Origin of the sequence: Acinetobacter sp. 12966 (assembly GCF_031196995.1) — a bacterium.
In the GTDB taxonomy this organism is placed as follows: Bacteria; Pseudomonadota; Gammaproteobacteria; order Pseudomonadales; family Moraxellaceae; genus Acinetobacter; species Acinetobacter geminorum.
Genome location: NZ_JAVIMC010000092.1, coordinates 1 through 21,293, shown reverse-complemented (window position 1 = coordinate 21,293; position 21,293 = coordinate 1). Strand labels below are relative to the sequence as shown.

The 21,293-nt window shown below is 39.7% G+C and carries 23 protein-coding genes and 1 pseudogene; 13 read left to right on the top strand and 11 right to left on the bottom strand.

The window, feature by feature from the left end:
* Positions 1-4: 4 nt before the first annotated feature.
* From RFW85_RS14150 to RFW85_RS14140, 3 genes are all read left to right on the top strand, one after another.
* Entirely contained in the window at positions 5-376 is a 372-nt protein-coding gene (locus tag RFW85_RS14150) for a hypothetical protein (RefSeq protein ID WP_016143025.1), read from the top strand.
* A 10-nt stretch (positions 377-386) separates the two neighbouring features.
* Positions 387-1,061, top strand: coding sequence for an LrgB family protein (locus RFW85_RS14145; RefSeq protein ID WP_170249719.1), 675 nt, complete (start codon positions 387-389; stop codon positions 1,059-1,061).
* An 83-nt stretch (positions 1,062-1,144) separates the two neighbouring features.
* A complete protein-coding gene (locus RFW85_RS14140; RefSeq protein ID WP_068564887.1) occupies positions 1,145-1,588 on the top strand; it encodes a DUF2147 domain-containing protein in 444 nt (147 codons plus the stop codon).
* Between the two features lie 92 nt (positions 1,589-1,680).
* On the opposite strand, the gene RFW85_RS14135 is transcribed toward RFW85_RS14140, so the two are convergent.
* From RFW85_RS14135 to pdxA, 3 genes are read right to left on the bottom strand one after another with little or no spacing between them, the layout of a single operon-like run.
* Positions 1,681-2,523 carry a symmetrical bis(5'-nucleosyl)-tetraphosphatase gene (locus tag RFW85_RS14135; RefSeq protein ID WP_170249717.1) on the bottom strand — a complete coding sequence of 281 codons (843 nt, stop codon included), beginning with the start codon at positions 2,521-2,523 and terminating at the stop codon, positions 1,681-1,683.
* The gene (gene rsmA, locus RFW85_RS14130) at positions 2,524-3,336 is read right to left on the bottom strand and encodes a 16S rRNA (adenine(1518)-N(6)/adenine(1519)-N(6))-dimethyltransferase RsmA (protein WP_068564853.1); all 813 of its coding nucleotides are present in this window, start codon (positions 3,334-3,336) and stop codon (positions 2,524-2,526) included.
* Positions 3,337-3,359: 23 nt separating this feature from the next.
* Positions 3,360-4,343, bottom strand: a complete 984-nt coding sequence (gene pdxA, locus RFW85_RS14125) for a 4-hydroxythreonine-4-phosphate dehydrogenase PdxA (RefSeq protein WP_170249716.1) — start codon at positions 4,341-4,343, stop codon at positions 3,360-3,362.
* Positions 4,344-4,516: 173 nt separating this feature from the next.
* On the opposite strand from pdxA, the gene rplM reads away from it, so the two are divergent.
* From rplM to RFW85_RS14080, 9 genes are all read left to right on the top strand, one after another.
* Positions 4,517-4,945: a 50S ribosomal protein L13 gene (gene rplM / locus RFW85_RS14120; protein ID WP_002117832.1), complete on the top strand. Its 429-nt coding sequence runs from the start codon at positions 4,517-4,519 to the stop codon at positions 4,943-4,945.
* Between the two features lie 12 nt (positions 4,946-4,957).
* Positions 4,958-5,344, top strand: coding sequence for a 30S ribosomal protein S9 (rpsI, locus tag RFW85_RS14115; protein ID WP_002048725.1), 387 nt, complete (start codon positions 4,958-4,960; stop codon positions 5,342-5,344).
* Between the two features lie 174 nt (positions 5,345-5,518).
* Positions 5,519-6,172 carry a glutathione S-transferase N-terminal domain-containing protein gene (locus RFW85_RS14110; protein ID WP_002117854.1) on the top strand — a complete coding sequence of 218 codons (654 nt, stop codon included), beginning with the start codon at positions 5,519-5,521 and terminating at the stop codon, positions 6,170-6,172.
* Between the two features lie 6 nt (positions 6,173-6,178).
* Positions 6,179-6,613 carry a ClpXP protease specificity-enhancing factor gene (locus RFW85_RS14105; protein ID WP_170249715.1) on the top strand — a complete coding sequence of 145 codons (435 nt, stop codon included), beginning with the start codon at positions 6,179-6,181 and terminating at the stop codon, positions 6,611-6,613.
* Positions 6,614-6,631: 18 nt separating this feature from the next.
* Positions 6,632-7,288, top strand: coding sequence for a hypothetical protein (locus tag RFW85_RS14100; RefSeq protein WP_170249714.1), 657 nt, complete (start codon positions 6,632-6,634; stop codon positions 7,286-7,288).
* 336 nt (positions 7,289-7,624) lie between these two features.
* Positions 7,625-7,984 carry a hypothetical protein gene (locus RFW85_RS14095; protein WP_002117827.1) on the top strand — a complete coding sequence of 120 codons (360 nt, stop codon included), beginning with the start codon at positions 7,625-7,627 and terminating at the stop codon, positions 7,982-7,984.
* Between the two features lie 83 nt (positions 7,985-8,067).
* Complete coding sequence (locus tag RFW85_RS14090; RefSeq protein ID WP_309171622.1) at positions 8,068-9,033, top strand: hypothetical protein; 966 nt, start codon at positions 8,068-8,070, stop codon at positions 9,031-9,033.
* Between the two features lie 8 nt (positions 9,034-9,041).
* The gene (locus RFW85_RS14085; RefSeq protein WP_309171621.1) at positions 9,042-9,602 is read left to right on the top strand and encodes an ATP/GTP-binding protein; all 561 of its coding nucleotides are present in this window, start codon (positions 9,042-9,044) and stop codon (positions 9,600-9,602) included.
* Positions 9,595-10,014 carry a roadblock/LC7 domain-containing protein gene (locus RFW85_RS14080; RefSeq protein WP_309171620.1) on the top strand — a complete coding sequence of 140 codons (420 nt, stop codon included), beginning with the start codon at positions 9,595-9,597 and terminating at the stop codon, positions 10,012-10,014. The genes RFW85_RS14085 and RFW85_RS14080 overlap by 8 nt, the downstream gene beginning before the upstream one ends.
* Positions 10,015-10,069: 55 nt before the next feature.
* Here RFW85_RS14080 and RFW85_RS14075 read toward each other — a convergent pair whose 3' ends face one another.
* From RFW85_RS14075 to RFW85_RS14050, 6 genes are read right to left on the bottom strand one after another with little or no spacing between them, the layout of a single operon-like run.
* Positions 10,070-12,010, bottom strand: a complete 1,941-nt coding sequence (locus RFW85_RS14075) for an acetyl/propionyl/methylcrotonyl-CoA carboxylase subunit alpha (protein ID WP_309171619.1) — start codon at positions 12,008-12,010, stop codon at positions 10,070-10,072.
* A gap of 18 nt (positions 12,011-12,028) precedes the next feature.
* Positions 12,029-12,865, bottom strand: coding sequence for an enoyl-CoA hydratase-related protein (locus tag RFW85_RS14070; RefSeq protein WP_309171618.1), 837 nt, complete (start codon positions 12,863-12,865; stop codon positions 12,029-12,031).
* 10 nt (positions 12,866-12,875) lie between these two features.
* Entirely contained in the window at positions 12,876-14,033 is a 1,158-nt protein-coding gene (locus tag RFW85_RS14065; RefSeq protein ID WP_309171617.1) for an acyl-CoA dehydrogenase family protein, read from the bottom strand.
* Between the two features lie 42 nt (positions 14,034-14,075).
* The gene (locus tag RFW85_RS14060; RefSeq protein ID WP_309171616.1) at positions 14,076-15,689 is read right to left on the bottom strand and encodes a carboxyl transferase domain-containing protein; all 1,614 of its coding nucleotides are present in this window, start codon (positions 15,687-15,689) and stop codon (positions 14,076-14,078) included.
* 9 nt (positions 15,690-15,698) lie between these two features.
* Positions 15,699-16,610, bottom strand: a complete 912-nt coding sequence (locus RFW85_RS14055; RefSeq protein ID WP_309171615.1) for an SDR family oxidoreductase — start codon at positions 16,608-16,610, stop codon at positions 15,699-15,701.
* Between the two features lie 20 nt (positions 16,611-16,630).
* Complete coding sequence (locus RFW85_RS14050; RefSeq protein WP_309171614.1) at positions 16,631-18,436, bottom strand: acyclic terpene utilization AtuA family protein; 1,806 nt, start codon at positions 18,434-18,436, stop codon at positions 16,631-16,633.
* A gap of 180 nt (positions 18,437-18,616) precedes the next feature.
* On the opposite strand from RFW85_RS14050, the gene RFW85_RS14045 reads away from it, so the two are divergent.
* Positions 18,617-19,216 carry a TetR/AcrR family transcriptional regulator gene (locus RFW85_RS14045; protein ID WP_309171625.1) on the top strand — a complete coding sequence of 200 codons (600 nt, stop codon included), beginning with the start codon at positions 18,617-18,619 and terminating at the stop codon, positions 19,214-19,216.
* Positions 19,217-19,248: 32 nt separating this feature from the next.
* Here the strand turns inward: RFW85_RS14045 and RFW85_RS14040 are convergent, their stop codons facing one another.
* Positions 19,249-20,412 (bottom strand): acyl-CoA dehydrogenase family protein, encoded by a 1,164-nt coding sequence (locus tag RFW85_RS14040; protein ID WP_309171624.1) that lies wholly within the window; start codon positions 20,410-20,412, stop codon positions 19,249-19,251.
* A 141-nt stretch (positions 20,413-20,553) separates the two neighbouring features.
* Positions 20,554-21,117 (bottom strand): annotated as a pseudogene (locus tag RFW85_RS14035) (DUF4256 domain-containing protein).
* Positions 21,118-21,293 lie beyond the last annotated feature (176 nt).

Here is a 21,293-nt window from a genome sequence, read left to right as displayed (position 1 = left end):
AAATATGGATAAGATCAAAAGTATAGACTGGACAGCATGGGTAATCACATTACTACTCATTATTGGTTTTCGTGAAGGCTCTGTCGTCGTTATGCGTGCTTTTGGTCATCCAGAATTAGGTAATCTGGTCGGTCTAATCAGCTTACTTATTATTTTACTGATTTGGAGAAAGTTTAAAAAAATTCCACTTCGAATAGTGGATACCAATAATAAAATCATGAAAGAAAGTGGATTCGCTTTTTTGCCCATTTGTGCAGGTTCATTAATTATGCTTGTACATATGGGTAAGGAAATTCCATTATTTCTTTTGGTGTTAGTGGTCAGTACCCTTATACCTTTGTGGGTCTATGCAAAAATGGCAAAACGTTGGTTATAAGGAGAATAAAATGTTTACGATTTTCTACGGATTTTTGATCACACTCATTGGTTATCTGTGTGCAAAGCCTTTAAACCGACGTTTCCCGCAAGTTCCACTTTTAGTTTTCGGCATGTTCATTGTAATTGGCCTACTTGCAGTTCTACATGTGCCATATGAGCAATATCGTCTTTATGTGAATGACTTATTTGGTCATCTATTAGGTTATGTCACTGTGGCCTTAGCCATTCCTTTAGCTGCAATGCGTTACGATGATCTTCCAATTAAATCGGTCATTGGTATTTTACTTTTTGCAAGTATTAGCGCCGTTGCCCTACCTATGGGGCTGGCTTATTTGTTACATATGTCTGAACCCACCATTCTTGCATTTGCCACCCGTGCAGTAACTACTCCAATTGCTCTGAACATCGCAACTTTATTACATGCTCCTGAAACACTTGTGACCCTTATTGTTATTTTGTCTGGGGTAATTGGCGCAGCATTCTCCCCATTCTTACTTAAACATATTCATGATGAGAGAGCATCAGGTTTAGCCTTAGGTTTAGCTGCACATGCCATAGGAACAGCTCAAGCTTGGCAACGTGGACCTGTTGCAGGTCGTTACGCTGCATTTGGTATGGCATTGAACGGTGTATTTACTGCAATTTGGCTACCAACATTAATGTTGTCTTTTGGAACACCATAATTAAAAAAGTAGATTAAATAAACGTTGAATGGTCTATCAATTCCCAATAAGATGACCTTTCAATGTTAAAAGGATTTTTAATTATGGGGAAAATTTTTCTTGGAGCTCTGCTCGTATTGGGGATCAATACTGCTACATTTGCAGCAGATATTACAGGTCTTTGGCAAACAATTGATGATAAAACTGGTGCGCCCAAAGCACAGGTAGAAATACGAAAAGAAGCGAACGGGACATATGCCGGAAAAATTGTCAAAGTTACACCACGCCCAGGTTATACACCTAAAGAGATTTGTGATAACTGCCCTGCGCCCTATACCAATAAACCGATTTTAGGTCTGGATATCGCAACAGGTTTAAAACAGACAGATGGACTTAATTATACTGGTGGTAAAATTTTAGATCCAAATACTGGCAAACTTTACGGACTTAAAGCAAAGCTCAGTGCAACTGGCAAACGCTTACATATGCGTGGTTATCTTGGAGTTTCAGCTTTGGGACGTAATCAAATTTGGATTCGCGTAGAATAATAGTTCCCAATAAAAAAGCCGCTTCTGCGGCTTTTTTATTTTTAACTCAGCTACTAGCTTCATCTTACGTTCATAGCAAAGCATCGCTTTGCTTATATTTGCACAGGGTTTTCAACAGAAAAAATTTCTTTGTCTTCAATTCGATAAGCTATTAATTTTCTGCCCCAAACACAGCCACCATCGATATTCTGGATCTGCTCATCAATAGTTCTGCCCTCGAGCGCAGCCCAATGACCAAAAATAATTTGATGAGTTTGTGCCGCTTTGCTCGGAAATTCAAACCAAGGTAAATAACCTTCCGGCATTGGTGCATCCAGAGCATCTTTAAAACTAAACTCTAAAGCCCCTTTGGCATTGGTTAAACGCATGCGAGTCAAATAATTGGTAATACAACGTAAACGCGCAGAACCAGTTAGGTCATCTTCCCACAAATCTGGTTTTGAACCATACATATCTGCTAAAAAAGCATCCAATACAGATAAATCTTCGTTTGCGAGTACAGCCTCAACCTCTTTTGCCAACGTTACAGTTTTTTGCGCATCCCAAATACAAGGTATGCCAGCATGAGTAAGGATCGTATGCTCGTTTGGCAATAAACATAATGGCTGTTTACGTAACCAGTCGATTAACTCATCACCATCAATCGCATCAATAACGTCTTGAGTATGATCTTTTTCTTTAATCTCTTTTAAACCGCGTGCACCCGCAATTAAAGTCAGGTCATGATTTCCAAGTACAGTTGCAGCAGCGCCACGATCAGCAAGCTTTTTAATAAAACGCAATGCCCCTACCGAGTTTTCACCACGTGCGACTAAATCACCAGCAAACCATAAAAAGTCTTGATCTGGATCAAAACGTATTTCTTTAAGTAAGGCTTTTAAAGCTTCAAAACAACCCTGCACATCGCCAATAACATAGTTATAACGCTTAGTCATTTACGCCACCATTTGATCGGCCAAAGCAACAAATTGGGCAAGTGTTAAGGTCTCTGGACGAGCCATCGGATCAACACCCGCTTTTTCAAAGCCATCTTCTGCAATCATACCTTTAAGACTGTTTCTTAAAGTTTTGCGGCGCTGAGTAAATACATGGGCGACCAGTCGAGCTAAAGCTTTTTCATCTTTTGCTGTAATTGGCTTTTGATCATACGGAACAAGCCGGAAAACAGCACTCGTTACTTTAGGTGGTGGGTTAAATGCACCAGCCGGCACTTCAAATAAAAATGTTGGTTGACAGTAATACTGAATCATTACCGACAAGCGTCCATATTCTTTCGTATTCGGTTCAGCAGTAATACGTTCAACCACCTCTTTTTGCAGCATAAAGTGCATATCTTTAACTTTACTGCCAAATTCCAAGAGATGAAAAAGTAATGGAGTTGAAATGTTATAAGGTAAGTTACCGACTACACGTAATGGTCGGCCATCTTTTACCAGTTCGCTAAAGTCATATTTTAATGCGTCAGCTTCTATAATCGTCAAACGTTCAGGATGTGGAACACGTTCTGGTAGCCCAGCAGCTAAGTCACGATCTAGCTCCACTACGGTTAATGCATCACACTCCCCAATTAAAGGAGAGGTTAAGGCAGCTAAACCAGGTCCAATCTCGACAATATTGTCACCAGTACGCGGACTTACAGAGCGCACAATTTTGGCAATGACTCGTTGATCATGTAAGAAGTTTTGACCAAAACGTTTACGAGCTTTATGCCCTTCATCTTTCGGGTTTAGGGCATTAATTTGATACATATAACATTTCCAACATGAAAAATTTAGCTCGCTGCTAAAGATAAAGCTAAATCAACAGCGACATTTAAACTTGAGCTTTTTGCCAAACCAGTCCCAGCCAAAGACAAGGCAGTGCCATGGTCAACCGAAGTTCGAATGAAAGGCAAACCCAATGTAATATTGATGGCTTCACCAAACCCTTGTGATTTTAACACAGGTAAACCTTGATCATGGTACATGGCAAGTACAGCGTCTGCATTTTTAAGATGTTCTGGAGTAAACAAGGTATCTGCCGGCAAGCTTAAACTCATTTTAAACCCTTGCGCCCGATAACTTTCGAGTACCGGATTAATGGTTTCAATCTCTTCACGCCCTAAATAACCATCTTCACCTGCATGAGGATTTAAGCCACACACGAGTAAACGTGGGTCTGTAATCTTAAATTTAGTTTTTAAGTCGTGTAGTAAAATATCAATAACCTGATGCAAACGCTCTTTGGTAATCGCATCTGCTACATCTCTTAAGGGTAAATGTGTAGTTGCTAACGCAACACGTAAAGTTTTGGTTGCAAGCATCATGACGACACGCTCTACGCCTGCAAACTCTTGATAGTATTCAGTGTGACCACTAAACAAAATACCAGCATCATTAATAACCGATTTTTGCACGGGTGCCGTGGCTATCCCAACACTTTTACCAGACATTGCATAATCAGCTGAGCGACGCAGTTGCTCTAATACATAAGCTGCATTAGCCGGGTTTAATTGACCATCAATGACAGCTGCTTTTAAAGGCACATGCTCTACATAGAGTTCATTCAGAGATGATGACTCAGGCTGTCCTGTATATTCTATAAATTGAATATCGATCCCAAGTTTTTGGGCACGTTGCTCTAATAAGTCTCGGTCACCCAAGATAACAACAGGGCGTTCATCAACCCGCTTAGCCAAGCTCAAACAGATATCTGGACCAATACCAGCCGGCTCACCGGAAGTGACATATAATGGCAGCACAATCACTCCAGACACATAACAAGAATTTGTTTAATTTTAACATATCTGACATTCATCAGTTTATGGATTAAATTATAGGGCTTAAACTGGATTTTTCTTGTGAGTTTGGACAAACTCGTTTAGAATGCTCGCTCCTTTTGTTTGGACAGATTCCATAGTCCAAACCAACTATAATAGGTAGTGGTTTAATGAAAACTCTCAGCGCTAAGCCAGCTGAAGTTCAACATGACTGGTATGTTGTTGATGCTTCTGGCAAAACTTTAGGTCGCCTTGCGACTGAAATCGCTCGTCGTTTACGCGGTAAGCACAAAACTTCTTATACTCCTCACGTTGACACTGGCGATTACATCGTTGTGATTAATGCTGAACAAGTTCAAGTGACTGGTAAAAAATCACTTGATAAGAAATATTATCGCCATACTGGTTTCCCTGGTGGTATCCGTGAGACTAACTTCGAGAAGTTAATCGCTCACAAACCTGAAGCTGTTCTTGAAAAAGCGGTTAAAGGCATGTTACCAAAAGGTCCTCTTGGTTATGCAATGATCAAAAAAATGAAAGTGTACGCTGGTACTGAGCATCCGCATGCTGCTCAACAGCCACAAGTTTTGGACATCTAAGGGATACAGCACATGGCTACTAATTATGGTACAGGTCGCCGTAAGACCGCAACTGCACGTGTTTTCTTGTCAGCTGGTACAGGTAAACTCGTTATTAACAACCGTACTTTAGAGCAATATTTCGGTCGTGAAACTGCTCGTATGGTTGTTCGTCAACCTTTAGAACTTTTAGAAGTTACTGAAAAGTTTGACCTTTACATCACTGTTAAAGGTGGTGGTATCGGTGGTCAAGCTGGCGCGATCCGTCACGGTATTACTCGTGCGCTTATCGCTGCTGACGAAACTTTAAAACCTGTTCTACGTCAAGCTGGTTTCGTTACTCGTGATGCTCGTGAAGTTGAACGTAAGAAACTTGGTTTACGTAAAGCTCGTAAGCGTCCTCAATTCTCTAAACGTTAATTCGTTTATCGAGTTGGACAAAAAGCCTTGGATTTTTCCAAGGCTTTTTTATTATGAAAATAGAACCATAAAATGCAAACTTATAAATATAAACAAACTATCTCTTTAGAACCGTGATTTCCTAGAGCATTTTTAGTATCCTAATCGATTCACTCAACCACGTCGTCTTGTGATATGTCGGTCGAAAACACCTCTATTCAGGGGATTACCCTTTACAGTCATGCTGATGATTTCCGTTCTCACTGGATTCGTTTCTTATTAGCAGAAAAACAAATCAAATATCAATTGATCATAACTGACCATGAAGACGAAGATTTAGCCAGCTTAAATCCTTACAACCAATTACCAATGTTGGTCGAACAAAATCTTAAATTATTTTCAGCCCCTATCATTGCTGAATATTTAGATGATCGTTATCGTCAAAGTAAGCTTTATGCCGATGCTCCTATGATGCGTGCAGAACAGCGGCAGTATATTTGGAGACTTGAAAATGACTGGTTCAAATTAGCAGATCACATGTTAAAACATGCAGACTCTCTAAATCTCGAACAAAAGCAAAAAGCTCAAAAAGAACTACGTGAAACATTGATTTCACTTACTCCCCTATTTCAGCATTTTCCGTATTTCATGTCTGAGAGTTTTACAATCTTGGACTGCATGCTTGCCCCTATCTTTTTAAGATTAAATAGCATGGGAATTGATTTACCAAAACAGCACTGTCGACCTATATTTTTGTACTGTAAACGTATCTTTGAACGGCCTTCTTTTGCTAAATCAATGACGCCTCAAGAGAAAAACCGTTACAATGAACTATTAAATATGGAATAGCGTGATATGTCTGAGCAAACTATTGATTTAACCCCTACACGTCCTTATCTTGCTCGTGCAATCTATGAATGGATTTGTGATAACCAGCTTACTCCTTATCTATTAGTTGATGCGACACAACCGCATACCGACGTTCCGCAACAATTTGTTAAAGATGGGCAAATTGTTCTAAATATTGTGCCCCATGCAGTTCATCAATTGCTTATCACCAATGAAGCTATTACCTTTTCAGCTCGTTTTGGAGGAGCATCAAAAGATATTTATGTCCCTATTCAAGCAGTTTTGGGGATTTACGCACGTGAGAATGGGCAAGGTTTATTCTTTGATCCTGAAGAATATGCCAATGTAACACCTGTAGAAAATACAGTAGAGTCAGAAGTACAAGAAACAACTGAAACAACATCAACCAAGAAAAAACCATCGTTAAGAATTTTAGATTAAATATTAGAGGAAGAAAGCATGGCATTTGATTTAGTCCAATACTTTGCTGAGCAGATAAAAATTCAAAAGCCTCAGCTTTTAAATCAATATCCAGTTAATGAAAAAAATAAACTGATTGATGAGGTGAATATTCTTACGCTTGGAAAACTAATTAGTTTATGGCGTCAGAATGACAATAAGATTTATCAAGAAATCAAAACCTCAGACCCACTCTATATTCAAGAAGTTGCTCGTCATTTAACAACTTCTAAACATAATCAGTCGACTTTAAAAAATTCAGAACTAGAACAGAGTATTTCTGAAATTTTAACTTTGCAATTAGCAGAACTTAATCAGCTCGATGAAACAGGTGGTTTTGGGCATAACGGCTTAAAAGAATTAATTTTAGGTCAGATCGAACACTTATCTGGTCAAGCTGAAGATTGGGTTTGGTTAACAAACCACCTAAATGAATTAATTGGTTCTAAACCTGTGGAACAAGAAGAGCTATCATTGGATACAACAATGAAGGAGTTCAATCAAATGGTTCATCAAGCCCAACCTCATCACGAAGACTTGCATATTGAAGAACAAACTACTGAGATTTCGGTACCTACCTGGTCAAAGATTATTGCCCCTGTCGTTGCTTTAGCAATTTTGGGTTACTTATATTGTATTTATACTCAGCTCGTTTAGTTCACTTATTGCTATAAAGGGGAATTCATTATTTCCCCTTCTTTATGATTTAAATTATAACATCTTATCTACAAGTATTTTATTAATATTCTATTACAATTGTTTTACCCAGATTTAAAAATATATAATGTAAAACTCAGCACAATATTAAAATTAAAATGTAAAAATAATCTTATAATATTTTCCATGGTCTGACATTTTGTGTCACTTATTTCCCAAAACAACAATTTTACTTTTATTTAATTTATTGACTTCAAGTCGAGCAAAAATATAATGAATTTCAGCTACTTTTAGGAAAAGTAGTAAATATAATTTTAGAATCCTGAGAGATAAAAAATGGCTAAACTTTCTTTAGATAGCTTAACGACAATTGATGGTTTTATTGCTTCTGCACTTGTTGATTCGGAAAGTGGATTATCACTTGCAACACAAGGTGGTGGGGAAATTGATTTAGAATTGGCTGCTGCTGGTAATACAGAAGTCATTCGCGCAAAGCGAAATGTAGCTAATGCATTGAAGTTAAATGATAATATTGAGGATATTTTAATTACCCTAGGTAAGGCTTACCATTTAATTCGACCTTTAGAAAGTAATAATAATTTGTTCCTTTACTTAGTTCTCGACCGTAGCAAATCAAATTTGGCTATGGCTCGTCATGAGTTGAAGTCATTTGAAAAAGAGCTCGATTTCAGTTAAGTGATTTAGTTTATGCTCTTTATATTCATTATAAAGAGCATAAAAAATCATTATATCAATTTATAAAAATTTAAAATGATACTATGGATAGTCATTGCATAAATATTGCAGTTTCAGGTTTAAGCTTAAAAGTTTCAGATGAATTAAAAATATTAATCCGCAATCTAATATCAAATCAATATGGTATTAACTGGGTTAATATTTCCAGTAATCATATTGATTTATTAATCATTAACGAAAACTTTTTTGATGCAGATAATATTCAAAATATTCTTCACAAGAAAAAATTTCTTTATTTAAAAGTTACGAAAGCAGCTTCAGAAAATAGAAATTCTATTTATGAACACACCTTACATCTACCAGTAGAAAAAACAGAACCTCTATTAGAATGGCTAGAGGACAATTTATTGTCCTCTTTAGATCAGACAAAATTTGCTGTAGTTTCTGATTTATCAAATGAGTCTCCATTCATTGATAATAAATTTATAAGGAATTTGCACAGTTCAGAAAATCCTAGGCTACACATCTTTGATGATAAAGGCACTTTAGCGATTATTGATAATAGAACTCAAATTGCTTGGTTGGAGCCCTCTCGTCAAAAAACACAAACTAATATGAGCTTTAACTTTGCTTTTGCAAAAACATCGGATTTTACTAAGGTTTCTCGTAAAAAAGATTATTATGTACAAGACTGGTTATGGAATCTGATTTGGAATTCAAACAATTTTGAGAATCTAGCCTCGAAGGATAGTTATTTTAAAATTGACTATTGGCCACAGCCCTATCAAAAAGAATATAGAAAAGTGAGTCTACAACTCTCTGCTTGTTTTATACAGGGAGCAAAAATTACTGATGTGGCTAAACAGCTTAACTTATCAATCAATGACGTCTTGCACTTTGTTACAGCTTGCTTAATGGCAAATAATGGAAAATTTATTTCTGCAAATAAATGTGCTTACACGCCTAATTCTTATTTAGAAAATTCAAATACGGACAATCATTTTTTTAAAAGTTTTATAGGGAAAATTAGACGGCGTTTTGGTCTTTAAGGGAAATTATGATTATACAGCAATATAAAATTGTCTTTGCAGGTAGTATGGGGGCAGGAAAAACAGAAGCGATTAAATCGCTATCTGAAATTCCAATTCTGGAAACAGAAGCATTCAATACAGATGTACAAAGTCACCAGAAAACCCAGACCACTGTAGGCATTGATTATGGTGAAATTACTTTAGATGATGGAATCAAAATCGGACTCTATGGAACCCCAGGACAAAGCCGTTTTGATTTTATATGGTCGGTCATTTGTGAAGGTGCAATCGGTGTTATTTTATTATTAGATCATAATAGTTCGAACCCAATTGCTGAGCTAGAAAGCTACTTAGAAACCTTTCAAAATTACAATGATAATATTGCGATTGGTATTACTCATGCTGACGAAAATAAAGAATCATCACTTCAACAATATCGTAATTGGATAAAAGCAAAAGGATTACCGTATCCGTTGTTTTTTATTGATGCACGTGAGGAAGAACAAATTTTAATGATGGTTGAATCATTAATTGCATCACTTGAAGTCAAGGTAGGCTTAACATCTAAAGGGAATGATCATGCTTAGTATCCCAACTCAAAAGCGAACCGCTCCAACACAGTTACTACAACTTGCAAAAAATGAAGCTCATAATATTTTGATGAATACACGAGGTGTAGACTTTGTGATGATTTGTTCTTCTGATGGTTTTGAATTAGCGACCGTAAGTCATAAAAACTACCGTAACACTACAAAATTAGCAGCAGTGAGTAGCTCAATTTTGGCAATGGTCACTGCATTTTTAAAAGAGATTCAACTCACTGGTTGTAACAACATTACTTTAGATGCAGATAATGGCAAGGCCATTTTAACTGCTATTCCAGCAACTCATCACCCGATGGTTATGGTGACGCTCAGCAATAAAGAGGTACTTTTAGGACAACTCTTGTATAGCCTAAAAAAAGCAAGTCAGTTGATTGCAGAGGCAGATGGAGAATAAATCAGGACTCCTCATTTAAAGTAAAATACCGCTCATATAGAGCGGTATTTTTTTACTAGATTTGAATAGTAAATAACATCTGCCGTTTTTTTACTTGCTGGCCATACTGTCCTAAAACCTCTTCCACTACACCATCAACATCAGCTTTAATCTGTTGCTGAATTTTCATGGCCTCAAGAACTAATAAAGTTTGGCCTTTTATGACTTGATCACCTTTATTGACCAAAATATTCACCACAGCACCATCCATCGGCGCACGAATTTTGCCATCACCGGCTACATCGGCAACTTCTGGTGCTGTATAAGTCACATTGCGAATCACAACATTACCATTATTCTGATCTAAATAAAGCTGCTCTCCATCCAATACGTATTGCACACGGCGGCGCACGCCATCCAACAGATAGATCAATTGTTCCGCTGTTTTTTCAACAACCTCAATACTTACAGTTTGCTCACAGAATTGTACCGTAAACGTGTTATTTACAGATGAAAGCTGTAATTGGATATTCTGATCATCACATTTTAACTTCAAAGGTAACGGCACGCCAAGACCTGTTTGCCATGCCGCAGTTCCTTTACTTTGGCTAAATAATGCTGCAGCAATCGCTAAGCTTTCTAAAGATAGAACCTGCTTCTGTAGACTACTATCATCTTGAAAATGCTGCTGAATAAATGCGGTATTGGTATCACCTGCCACAACAACTGGATGACGCAGTAAATTGACCAAGAACTGTTTATTGCTATTTACACCCAGCAAAACACAGTCATCAACTGCACGCGCCAATAAGCGAATTGCATCCTCACGGGTTTTCCCGTATGCAATCACTTTTGCCACCATCGGATCATAAAATGGACTGACTTCATCAGTTGTTAACATGCCATGATCTATTCGCACATTTGGCAAAGTTGCAGGCTTCCAGCGTAAGACTTGACCAGTTTGAGGCAAAAAATCCTGACGCGGGTCTTCTGCATACAAACGCACTTCTATCGCATGTCCGTTTAATGTCAATTCATGTTGTTGCAGTGGTAATTGCTCACCATTCGCGACACGTAACTGCCATTCAACCAAATTCAATCCTGTAATAAGTTCAGTGACTGGATGCTCTACCTGCAAACGGGTATTCATTTCTAAGAAATAAAATGCACCCGATGCATCAAGCAAAAACTCAACCGTCCCCGCACCTACATAAGCACATGCTTTCGCTGCTGCCACTGCAGCCTCACCCATTTGCTGACGCAGTTCAGGCGTCATCACTGGACATGGCGCTTCTTCAACAACTTTCTGATGACGACGCTGGATCGAACAATCACGCTCAAACAAATACACATAATTGCCATGTGTATCCCCAAAAACCTGAATTTCGACATGGCGCGGAGCAATGACTGCTTTTTCTAAAATAAGCTCGCCTGAACCAAAGGCATTTTCAGCTTCTGAACGTGCTGTTTGTAAAGCTTCCACCAACTCAGAGGATTGCTGTACCAAACGCATGCCACGACCGCCGCCACCCGCAGAAGCTTTAACCATCAAAGGAAAACCGATTTGCTCTGCTTGAGTAGCCAAATATTCAAGGTCTTGTCGGTCACCTTCATACCCTGGCACACAAGGGACATCAGCCTTGATCATGGCAATTTTTGAGAGACGTTTACTACCCATTAACTCAATTGCAGAAGCGGTTGGCCCAATAAAGGTAATCTGATTGTCGATACATGCCTGAGCAAATTCAGTATTTTCCGACAAGAAACCATAACCGGGGTGAACCGCATCCGCCCCTGTTTTTTTGCAAGCTTCAATAATTTTAGCGATAGAGAGATAAGACTCCGATACTTTTGAAGCACCGATATAGACAGCTTCATCCGCCTCTTGCACATGGCGAGCATGACGGTCAGCATCGGAATAAACTGCGACAGTCTGATAGCCCATGGCTTTGGCTGTCTGCATAACTCGAACTGCAATTTCACCACGATTGGCAACCAGTACTTTTGAAAATTTCATTATTTTTATCCTTATCTTTTATGACTCATCGGCCCAATTTGGCAATCGTTTCTGGATAAAAGCCATCGTTCCCTCTTGTCCTTCAGCACCACCAACCGCTTGAGCGAACTGCTGTGCAGCATCATTAAGCAATTCATTTAAATTTTCATTGAGCGTTCGATGTAACAATGCTTTAGTTACACGCGAAGCCTCTGGTGCTGCTCGTTTAATGTGCTGAATGGTTTCCTGTAAAGCTTGTTCAAGTTCGATTTCATTATGTGCAATTTGATGAACCACACCAACACTCAGTGCAGTATGTCCTTCAAAACGCATACCGAGTAAAGCAAGTCGGCGTGCCTGAGTCAGGCCAATACGTTTCACCACAAAAGGAGCAATTTGCGCAGGAATTACACCTAGACCCGTTTCAGGTAAACCAAACTGAGTATTGTCACGGCTAATGGCAACATCTGAAACACAAGCCAGACCAAAACCACCACCTAACACCGCACCCTCTAAAATCACCACAACAGTCTGCGGTGCAGCTTCGACTTGCTCAAGCATGGCGCCAAAACGACGGTTAAAATCCACATAAGGTTGTAAGCTACCAACATTGGCTGCTTCAACACGCAAAGCCGCCATGTCTTTAATGTCACCACCTGCACAAAAAGACCCGCCTTCACCACGGATAATCACAGCACGAATTGAAAGGTCATCACGAATGGTAGTAAAAACTTGTTGAATGGCATTCACCATTTTCAAGTTCATGGAATTGCGGCTCTCCGGTCGATTTAACCAGAGATATAAAATACTGCTGTCTTGTTCCAATTGAATGCTGTCATCAATATCTATAGCTTGTAGAGAAGTCGAAAGTGTCATGGCTGATTCCTTATTTTTGTTTTTTTGGCAAGATATCCATAAGTTTGCAGATAATCCCCAACATAATCTCATCTGCCCCACCACCAATAGACCCTAAACGACCATCACGATACAATTGGGATGCAGGGTTATCCCACATAAAGCCATTGCCGCCCCAATATTGCAAACAGCTATCAGCAACTTCACGAGTTAAACGTCCTGCTTTGAGTTTTGCCATAGAAGCCAGCTTGGTTACATCTTCACCCGCAATGTGCTGTTCACACGCTTGGTAGGTTAATGCTTTAAGCGCTTCCACTTCGGTCATAAGTTCAGCAAAACGGAAATGAATATATTGGTTATTAATGAGTGGCTGACCAAAGGTGGTACGCTCTTTGGTGTAGTCGATGGTCTTTTGGATTAAATTTTCCAACCCGCCAATGGCATTGGCACAAGCCCATAGGCGCTCTTCCTGAAATTGCATCATCTGCATCATAAAGCCCATACCTTCAACACCCACCAGATTACGCTGAGGTACACGGACATTGTCCAAATAAACTTGAGCGGTCGTTGTTGAACGCATACCTAATTTATTCAGCGGTTCTGAAAAACTAATCCCTTTAGTTTTTGCTGGTACAATAATCATCGACTTGTTGACGTGTGGTTTATCGTCAGATGTGTTGGCTAAAAGACAGAAGAAGTCGGCCTGCAGTGAGTTGGTAATCCACATTTTGCTGCCATTAATGATATAGTCATCGCCATCCTTTTTAGCAGTTGTTTTAATGGCTGCCACATCCGAACCGGCATGCACTTCCGATACCGCAATTGAGGCAACATATTCCCCAGCAATTGCCGGTGTTAAAAATTCATCACGCAACTCTTTGCTGCCAAAACGCGCCAAAGCAGGTGTTGCCATATCCGTTTGTACTCCAATAGCTAAAGGCACACCACCACACGCTGCACGACCAATTTCTTCGGCAACCACAAGGTTATAAGAGTAATCTAAAGCCAAACCGCCATTTTCTTCAGGCTTACAAATCCCTAATAAGCCGAGATCGCCCATCTTTTTAAATACATTATGAATTGGGAATTGCCCTGCTTCTTCCCATTCCGGAATATGTGGATTCAGCTCATTTTGAACAAATTGACGTGCTGTGCGACGTAATGCTTCATGTTCAGCAGTAAATTTCATTGTGTTATTCCTATTAATTTTTTTAATTGCGGTAAAGGTTGATTAAAAACGGGACACACCAAAACGAGTTGGATTTAGCTCTCGTTGCTGTGCTTCATAAATGGTCTGTAAAAGGAAAATTAATAATTTTCGGGTATCTCGCGGATCGATAATGCCATCATCATGTAACATGGCCGTATTAAAAAGCGCGGTAGATTGCTGCTCCAATTTCATCGCAGTGCTTTGCTCAAGAAAATCGAGCATTTGCGGATTCGGCTCCTGACCAGAAGCTTTTTGTTTTCCTTCTGCCACAATGCGTAGCACCTTTCCAGCCTGTGCAGATCCCATGACAGCAACATGCGAATTTGGCCAAGCAAAGATAAAATCTGGCGATAAGCTTCGACCACACATCGCGTAGTTACCTGCACCATATGAGCCTGCCACAACAATAGAAATTTTAGGTACGGTACAATTGGCAACCGCTTGAATCAGTTTCGAGCCATGCTTGATAATGCCACTTTGTTCGGCATCGGTTCCCACCATAAAACCTGTGGTGTTATGCAAGAACAATAATGGACGTTTAGTCTGCTCACACAGGTGTATAAACTGAGCTGCTTTCGCTGCTCCTTGAGGCGTAATCGGACCATTATTGGTAATAATACCAATATGCAAACCACCAATTTTTGCCCAACCACATACCGTTAAATCATCATATTCCTGTTTAAATTCTAGAAAATCTGAATCGTCAATAATGCGCGCAACCACTTCTTTCATATTCAGTGGTTGTTTCGGGTCGTTTGGAATCACACCCAACAGTTCATCGACATCGTAACGAGGTTCTTTATATGTTGTTTCAACTGGTTTGATTTGTTCTTTCCAGTTCAGATGTTCAAAAATTTCACGTGCAAGTCGAATACCATCAGCATCATTTTCAGCCAAATATTCTGCTGTTCCAGCGACCTGCGCATGCATTTCTGCACCGCCCAATTCCTCCGCTGTAGCGACTTCACCCGTAGCAGCCAAAAGTAAAGGTGGGCCTGCAAGAAGCATTTCGGTTTGTTTGCGTACAGCAATGACATAATCCGAAAGACCTGGTTGATAAGCTCCTCCTGCCGTTGCATTCCCATGTACCACTGCAAGTTGTGGAATACCTGCCGCAGATAAACGTGCTTGATTGGCAAAGGTCATACCGCCATAGGTAAATACTTCTGCTGCATAATTTAAGTTGGCACCGCCACTTTCGGTCAGCGTAATCAGCGGGAGTTTTTGTTCCAAAGCAATTTTTTGCAAACGCAGTGTTTTCTGTACACCCATGGGCGACATGGTTCCACCTTTAATTGCACTATTACTTGCTGAGACCAAACAGCGCACACCACTGACAAAACCAATGCCGGCAATTACGCCACCACCAGCTTCCGAACCATCTTTATCATCATGCATGTTGTAGCCAACCAAACCGCATAGTTCGATAAAAGGAGAATCTGCATCGAGTAATAACCGTAGACGCTCATGCGGCAAAATCTTGCCTTTCTTGTCAAACTTCGCTTTGGCAGCATAAGACTTATCAATGCTTTTTTGTTGAATTGCACGGACTTCACTCAGCTGAGCAAGCAGTGCCTCTTTATTCTTTTGATACTGTTCACTACCAACAGTAATTTCGGATTGAAGAATGGTCATTTTTATTCCTCACTCCAAACCTGAATTATTGTTGTGCTCGACTTTTTCAGTTTTATCTTTTTTAAAAATTTCAGGAATAAACGCGCGATGGAAACCATTATAAGACTGACTATTTGTCGCCTCGGCTAGTGGATACATGCGTGTCCCTTGCGATGCAGCACCATCAATACGCAAAGTTACACCGGACACAAAAGCTGCGGCATCAGAGAGTAAATAACAAATTGCCGATGAAACTTCAGACTCTGTTCCCATACGTTTTAATGGTACATTACCAGCAAGACTTGGAATAATCACTTTGGCAAAATCACCGCTATAATTATCCATCCCTGATGACACAATCCACCCCGGTGCAACAGCATTTACTCGAACGCCCGATTTACCCCATTCAACCGATGCTGTTTTAGTAAGATTATCCACCCCTGAACGTGCTGCACCCGAGTGCCCCATTCCCGGCATACCACCCCACATATCGGCAGTCATATTGACAATACTGCCGCCATGTTTTGCCATCCATTGGTTATAAGCTTCGCGCATCAGGTAAAAAGTTGAATGCAAGTTATTACGTATAACGGCATCAAAACCATTGGCAGAAATACTTTCCAAGGCAGATGGAAACTGACCGCCCGCATTGTTCACCAAACCATCCAATCTACCGAATTTTTCAATCACCTCGGCAATCATATTTTTGACTTGCTCTTCTTCACGGTTATCACAAACAATGAAATGAACCAAGCCACCATCTTCTATAATTGCTTGGCTTACTTTCTCTAATTTCTCAATTTTGCGTCCTGTAATCACTACTTGTGCCCCCAAAGCGGCAAGCTCATGTGCAGTACAGCGGCCTATCCCTGAGCCACCACCCGTCACAGTCACGACTTTATTAGCAAAAGCATCTGGTCTAAAAATTGATTGATAACTCATCTTTGTTTCATCCATTCATTTTATTTTTCTAAAAGATGTGCCGGAACTTTTACAGGCATATCCAATAATTGTTGTGCAAAGGCCTTCCCTTGCGGATCTATGCGTAGGCTTGCAACACCACCGCCACCCAAGGCATTTTCCAACATAAAATTCAGTGCATTTAAACCCGGTAACTCATAACGAATTACTCGCCCTTTCTCTGCATCCAAAACATGCTGCATATAACTAGCAACCGCCTGTTCAGTCAGTGCCGCACGAATCCATGGTAAGTATTCTGCTTTACGCGCAATCACACCGATATTGCTATGATTACCTTTATCACCACTGCGGGCATGTGCAATTTCAATCAAAGGAACTTCAATTTCATTCCCTTGATAAATTACACTTTCACCTGCCCCCAAATTAGGGAATTGCTCTGTAGAAGTACCCCGAGGAATCTCAACTGGATAGCGATTGCCCTCAAAATCGATTTCAACATTTACCTGATCTTTATCGATTAAAAATGAAAATAATTTAATCACTGGAGATGCTTTGGGTCGGCCTCCAACAATTCCTGCCAAGGCAGGAGCCATACCTGTTGAAGCTTGTGCAATTTCAGATGCAAAGAACATACATGCTTCTTTAAACATGTGTTTTACAGCTATTTTGACCACAACTTCACGACTATTTAATGTTTGGGCATGTTTGCCGTAGGTACTTTCAATACCTAAAATTTCAACAGACTTTTCACTAAAAGGTGGCACTGAACGCATTGCTAAAACACGTTCACACTTAGTCAAAATCGCATCGGCAATGACTTGTGCTTTTTGTGGTGCCTCACGTCCTGCAATGAGGAAACTCACTAAAACCCGATAACCATCAGGATAGGTCGCGCTGACTTTATATTGTGTAGTTGGTGCTTGCCCTTTTGCACCCGTCACACGAACTCGGTGCTCCCCGACTTGCTCTAAATGCACGTGGCTGAAATCAGCAATTACATCGGGTAGTAAATATGCTTGAGGATTGCCAATTTCATAAACGATTTGCTCAGCAACCGTAGCGGTAGAAACCAGACCACCAGTCCCCTGTGGTTTGGTTACAACAAATGAACCATCTTCACTCACTTCAACCACTGGAAAACCCATATTGTCAAAGCCTTGTACCAAATGCCAATCGGTGAAATTGCCGCCTGTACATTGGGCACCACACTCAATCACATGACCAGCCAAGGAACCTTGTGCTAATTTGTCATAGTCATCTAAAGACCATTGATATTCATTAAGTAAAGGAGCAAGTACCACAGCAGAGTCAACAACACGACCAGTAATCACAATATCTGCGCCTAGATTCAAAGCATCACGAATAGCCACTGCCCCAAGATAAGCATTACTACTCGCTACTTGTCCGGGTAAAGGTTCACCACTAAACATTTCCAGAACATTCTGCTGCTTAAGCTGCTCATGTTTTGGTAAAAGATCGTCACCTAAAACCACAGCAATTTTCAGGTCTAAGCCATACTCTTTAATAATTTTTTGCAAGGCATCGCGGCAAGCCAATGGATTAACACCACCAGCATTACTAATCACCTTAATCTTTTTTTCTGCAATTTTTTTAAGTAGAGGTGCCATCACCCGACTGACAAAATCCAAAGCATAACCATGCTTTGGCTCGACCATCATCGCTTTTGCCATAATCGACATGGTGATTTCTGACAAATAATCAAAGACTAAATAATTAATATCGGTTAAATGCACCAATTGGAAAGCCGCAGTGTTGGTATCCCCCCAAAAACCTGAGGCACAACCTATTTTTACGACACGCCCATCATCCTGCTGATTACTTGTCATTTCATTTCTCATTATTCTGTATAAAAATTACGCTTAACCATACCAAGCAAGCGCTTGGTTTGTAAAGTGCAAAATGTTATTGTAATAATGACTAAAACTTCCAAACTCAATCATTGCTTAGAAATGTGCTGAGATTTGGTGAATATTTCGATTCATATTTTTACAGGTTCACGTTTTCGCATGATTGCTACCTCAATTGAACAAATTCCCAATATCTCCTGTTTTGATGACAGCCCGCGTGGACGCCTACTACAAGGTGCTGCGTACCTATTTCATAAACAAGGTTATGACAAAACTACAGTCCGTGAACTCGCTCAATTCATTGGTATTCAATCGGGGAGTTTGTTCCATCACTTCAAAAGTAAAGATGACATCCTTGCCCATGTGATGGAGCAAACCATCATTTATAACCTAGCCCGTTTAGAAGATGCAGCAACTCAATCTACAGATCCAGAGCAACAATTACGTGCCCTTATTAAAGCCGAACTCATCTCAATTACAGGAGATACCGGTGCAGCCATGGCTGTTTTAGTTTATGAGTGGTTTGCGCTGTCAAAAGAAAAACAAGATTATCTTTTAGAAATGCGTAATGAATATGAACAAATCTGGTTAGATGTCATTGAAAAGTTACGTACTCAAGGCAAGATAAAGCACGATGCCTTTATTTGGCGACGTTTAGTTGGTGGAGCGATTTCATGGACCGTAACTTGGTATAAACTTGAAGGAAAGGTCAAAATTGATGAACTGACCGAAATGGTTTGGGAGATGGCATTAAAATAAAAAAAGGTGGCTCAATGGCCACCCTGCAAGAATTAATAACCTAACTGTTTACTAATTAAATCTTTCATGATTTCCTCAGCACCACCACCAATCATATTGACCTTTACTTCACGGTAAATACGTTCAGACTTAGTACCTCGCATAAAGCCCATGCCACCCAATGTTTGCACAGCTGCATCAGCACAAAATTGCATAGTGCGAGTAGCAACATTTTTAAGCATTGAAATTTGTGCCACCAACTCAGGCCCCTGTAAATTCGGCTGAGTCATTTTCCATGCAGTTTCTTCAAGTAATGCCCGTGTTGAGGTTAATTGCGTTGCCATATCTACCAATTTATGACGAACCACTTGATGATCAATCAATCGCTTACCAAAGGTCTTGCGCTGCTGTGCCCAATCCAAAGCTTCTTCATAACACACCAATGCATAGCCATAAGCCACTACACCTAAGAAAAACCGCTCCATATTAAAGTTATTCATAATCACTTTAAAACCAGCATTTTCTTTACCCAGTAAATTTGATGCAGGGACTCGTACTTGATCAAAATGCAAATGCGCCGTATCTGAAGCCCACCAACCCATTTTCTTTAAAGGTGTTTTAGTAATTCCCTCACTATGCGCATCAACTAGCAACATTGAGATACCTTCAGCACCCGTTTTTGTCGGATCTGTACGTACTGCAACTGTATAGTAGTCAGCACGAATCCCCGATGTAATAAAGGTCTTCTCACCAGAAACAATATAGTAATCACCGTCCCTGACAGCCTTGGTCTGCAATGCAGCGACATCTGACCCTCCTCCTGGTTCAGTAATCGCCAATGCTGAAATCTTTTCCCCAGAAATAATCCCCGGTAAAACTTTGACCTTTAATTCTTCACTACCAAAATGCTGAATTGGTGGAGCACCAATGGTATGTACCATGAGTGAAATATGTACTCCACCCGAACCAGCTTTTGCCATTTCTACACCAGCCAGCAATGAATAAAATGGATCTGCATCTGGAATACCGCCATATTCCTCAGAAAAACCTAAACCTAATAGACCAATTTCAGCAGCCTTTTTATATAGCTCTCTTGGGAATGTCTCAACCTCATCCCATTCATTAACAAAAGGAGCCATTTCTTTTTGTACAAATCGACGAACATTATCAGCAAAAGCAATATGTTGTTCATTATAGTAAATTAGGTTTGGTTGCATTTCTACAGATGTCCTGATGTTTTTATTTAATTGCAGAACATATCTTGTCATGTTTGACATCAATCAAAAGTTGCAAGAATCTCCATTTTCTTGGCATAAAACATCAAAGCCTCTTCTTTTTATTCAAATACAATGCAATGCCTATACTCTTAAGCAACAACGAAAACCACGGACAGCATAATAAGACTGTGCTCCATTATGATAAATAAAGACACGGCCATATCGACGGTCAGCAAAAAGTGCTCCATCTAGTTTACGAATCTCATTTGGGGTTTTGAGCTAACTTGATGTTTTAAGATCAAACTCTTCAATTTCTTGTAGTTGGTAATATTGCTCTTCTGTTAAAAGTTCAACTCCCATTTCCTTAGCTACATCTATTGCGCTATTTTTAGGAGGATGATCTTTTCTAGATTCTAGGGCCTCACGATCATAGCAAAGGCTTCTACGACCTTTAGGTGTCTCAAGAGAGCAATCTACAAATAAATATTCATCTTTCTGCTGATCATAAGCAATAACATCAGGCTCTCCTCCTGTATTTTCCATTTCCAGCAATGACCGCAATTTATCAGGATCTTTAATTAGTTTATTTTGCACATCCGACCAATTCATTTCTTGATGACGATGTGTGTTCTTTTCAAATCTATTTTTTAATAATTCAAGGAGTAACTCAATTTGCTTTTGAGTTAGTTGTTCTTTAGTTGGCATTGAATAAGTCCTTATATTTATTAAATCGCAAATCTGTTGCAGATTAAATTTCTAATTAAGTAACCAATTTTAGAGTAGCTTTATTTCTTTATAATTTGAATCAATTTTAATGTTTAAAACATTGTAGGTATAAATAAACCACCCCATAAAAAAACACCCCCATTCATAGGAATGGG

Coding starts and splice junctions, on each gene's coding strand:
- RFW85_RS14150 (WP_016143025.1), top strand. CDS start 5: ATGGATAAGATCAAAAGTATAGACTGGACAGCATGGGTAATCACATTA.
- RFW85_RS14145 (WP_170249719.1), top strand. CDS start 387: ATGTTTACGATTTTCTACGGATTTTTGATCACACTCATTGGTTATCTG.
- RFW85_RS14140 (WP_068564887.1), top strand. CDS start 1,145: ATGGGGAAAATTTTTCTTGGAGCTCTGCTCGTATTGGGGATCAATACT.
- RFW85_RS14135 (WP_170249717.1), bottom strand. CDS start 2,523: ATGACTAAGCGTTATAACTATGTTATTGGCGATGTGCAGGGTTGTTTT.
- rsmA (WP_068564853.1), bottom strand. CDS start 3,336: ATGTATCAAATTAATGCCCTAAACCCGAAAGATGAAGGGCATAAAGCT.
- rplM (WP_002117832.1), top strand. CDS start 4,517: ATGAAAACTCTCAGCGCTAAGCCAGCTGAAGTTCAACATGACTGGTAT.
- rpsI (WP_002048725.1), top strand. CDS start 4,958: ATGGCTACTAATTATGGTACAGGTCGCCGTAAGACCGCAACTGCACGT.
- RFW85_RS14110 (WP_002117854.1), top strand. CDS start 5,519: ATGTCGGTCGAAAACACCTCTATTCAGGGGATTACCCTTTACAGTCAT.
- RFW85_RS14105 (WP_170249715.1), top strand. CDS start 6,179: ATGTCTGAGCAAACTATTGATTTAACCCCTACACGTCCTTATCTTGCT.
- RFW85_RS14100 (WP_170249714.1), top strand. CDS start 6,632: ATGGCATTTGATTTAGTCCAATACTTTGCTGAGCAGATAAAAATTCAA.
- RFW85_RS14095 (WP_002117827.1), top strand. CDS start 7,625: ATGGCTAAACTTTCTTTAGATAGCTTAACGACAATTGATGGTTTTATT.
- RFW85_RS14090 (WP_309171622.1), top strand. CDS start 8,068: ATGGATAGTCATTGCATAAATATTGCAGTTTCAGGTTTAAGCTTAAAA.
- RFW85_RS14085 (WP_309171621.1), top strand. CDS start 9,042: ATGATTATACAGCAATATAAAATTGTCTTTGCAGGTAGTATGGGGGCA.
- RFW85_RS14080 (WP_309171620.1), top strand. CDS start 9,595: ATGCTTAGTATCCCAACTCAAAAGCGAACCGCTCCAACACAGTTACTA.
- RFW85_RS14075 (WP_309171619.1), bottom strand. CDS start 12,010: ATGAAATTTTCAAAAGTACTGGTTGCCAATCGTGGTGAAATTGCAGTT.
- RFW85_RS14070 (WP_309171618.1), bottom strand. CDS start 12,865: ATGACACTTTCGACTTCTCTACAAGCTATAGATATTGATGACAGCATT.
- RFW85_RS14065 (WP_309171617.1), bottom strand. CDS start 14,033: ATGAAATTTACTGCTGAACATGAAGCATTACGTCGCACAGCACGTCAA.
- RFW85_RS14060 (WP_309171616.1), bottom strand. CDS start 15,689: ATGACCATTCTTCAATCCGAAATTACTGTTGGTAGTGAACAGTATCAA.
- RFW85_RS14055 (WP_309171615.1), bottom strand. CDS start 16,610: ATGAGTTATCAATCAATTTTTAGACCAGATGCTTTTGCTAATAAAGTC.
- RFW85_RS14050 (WP_309171614.1), bottom strand. CDS start 18,436: ATGACAAGTAATCAGCAGGATGATGGGCGTGTCGTAAAAATAGGTTGT.
- RFW85_RS14045 (WP_309171625.1), top strand. CDS start 18,617: ATGATTGCTACCTCAATTGAACAAATTCCCAATATCTCCTGTTTTGAT.
- RFW85_RS14040 (WP_309171624.1), bottom strand. CDS start 20,412: ATGCAACCAAACCTAATTTACTATAATGAACAACATATTGCTTTTGCT.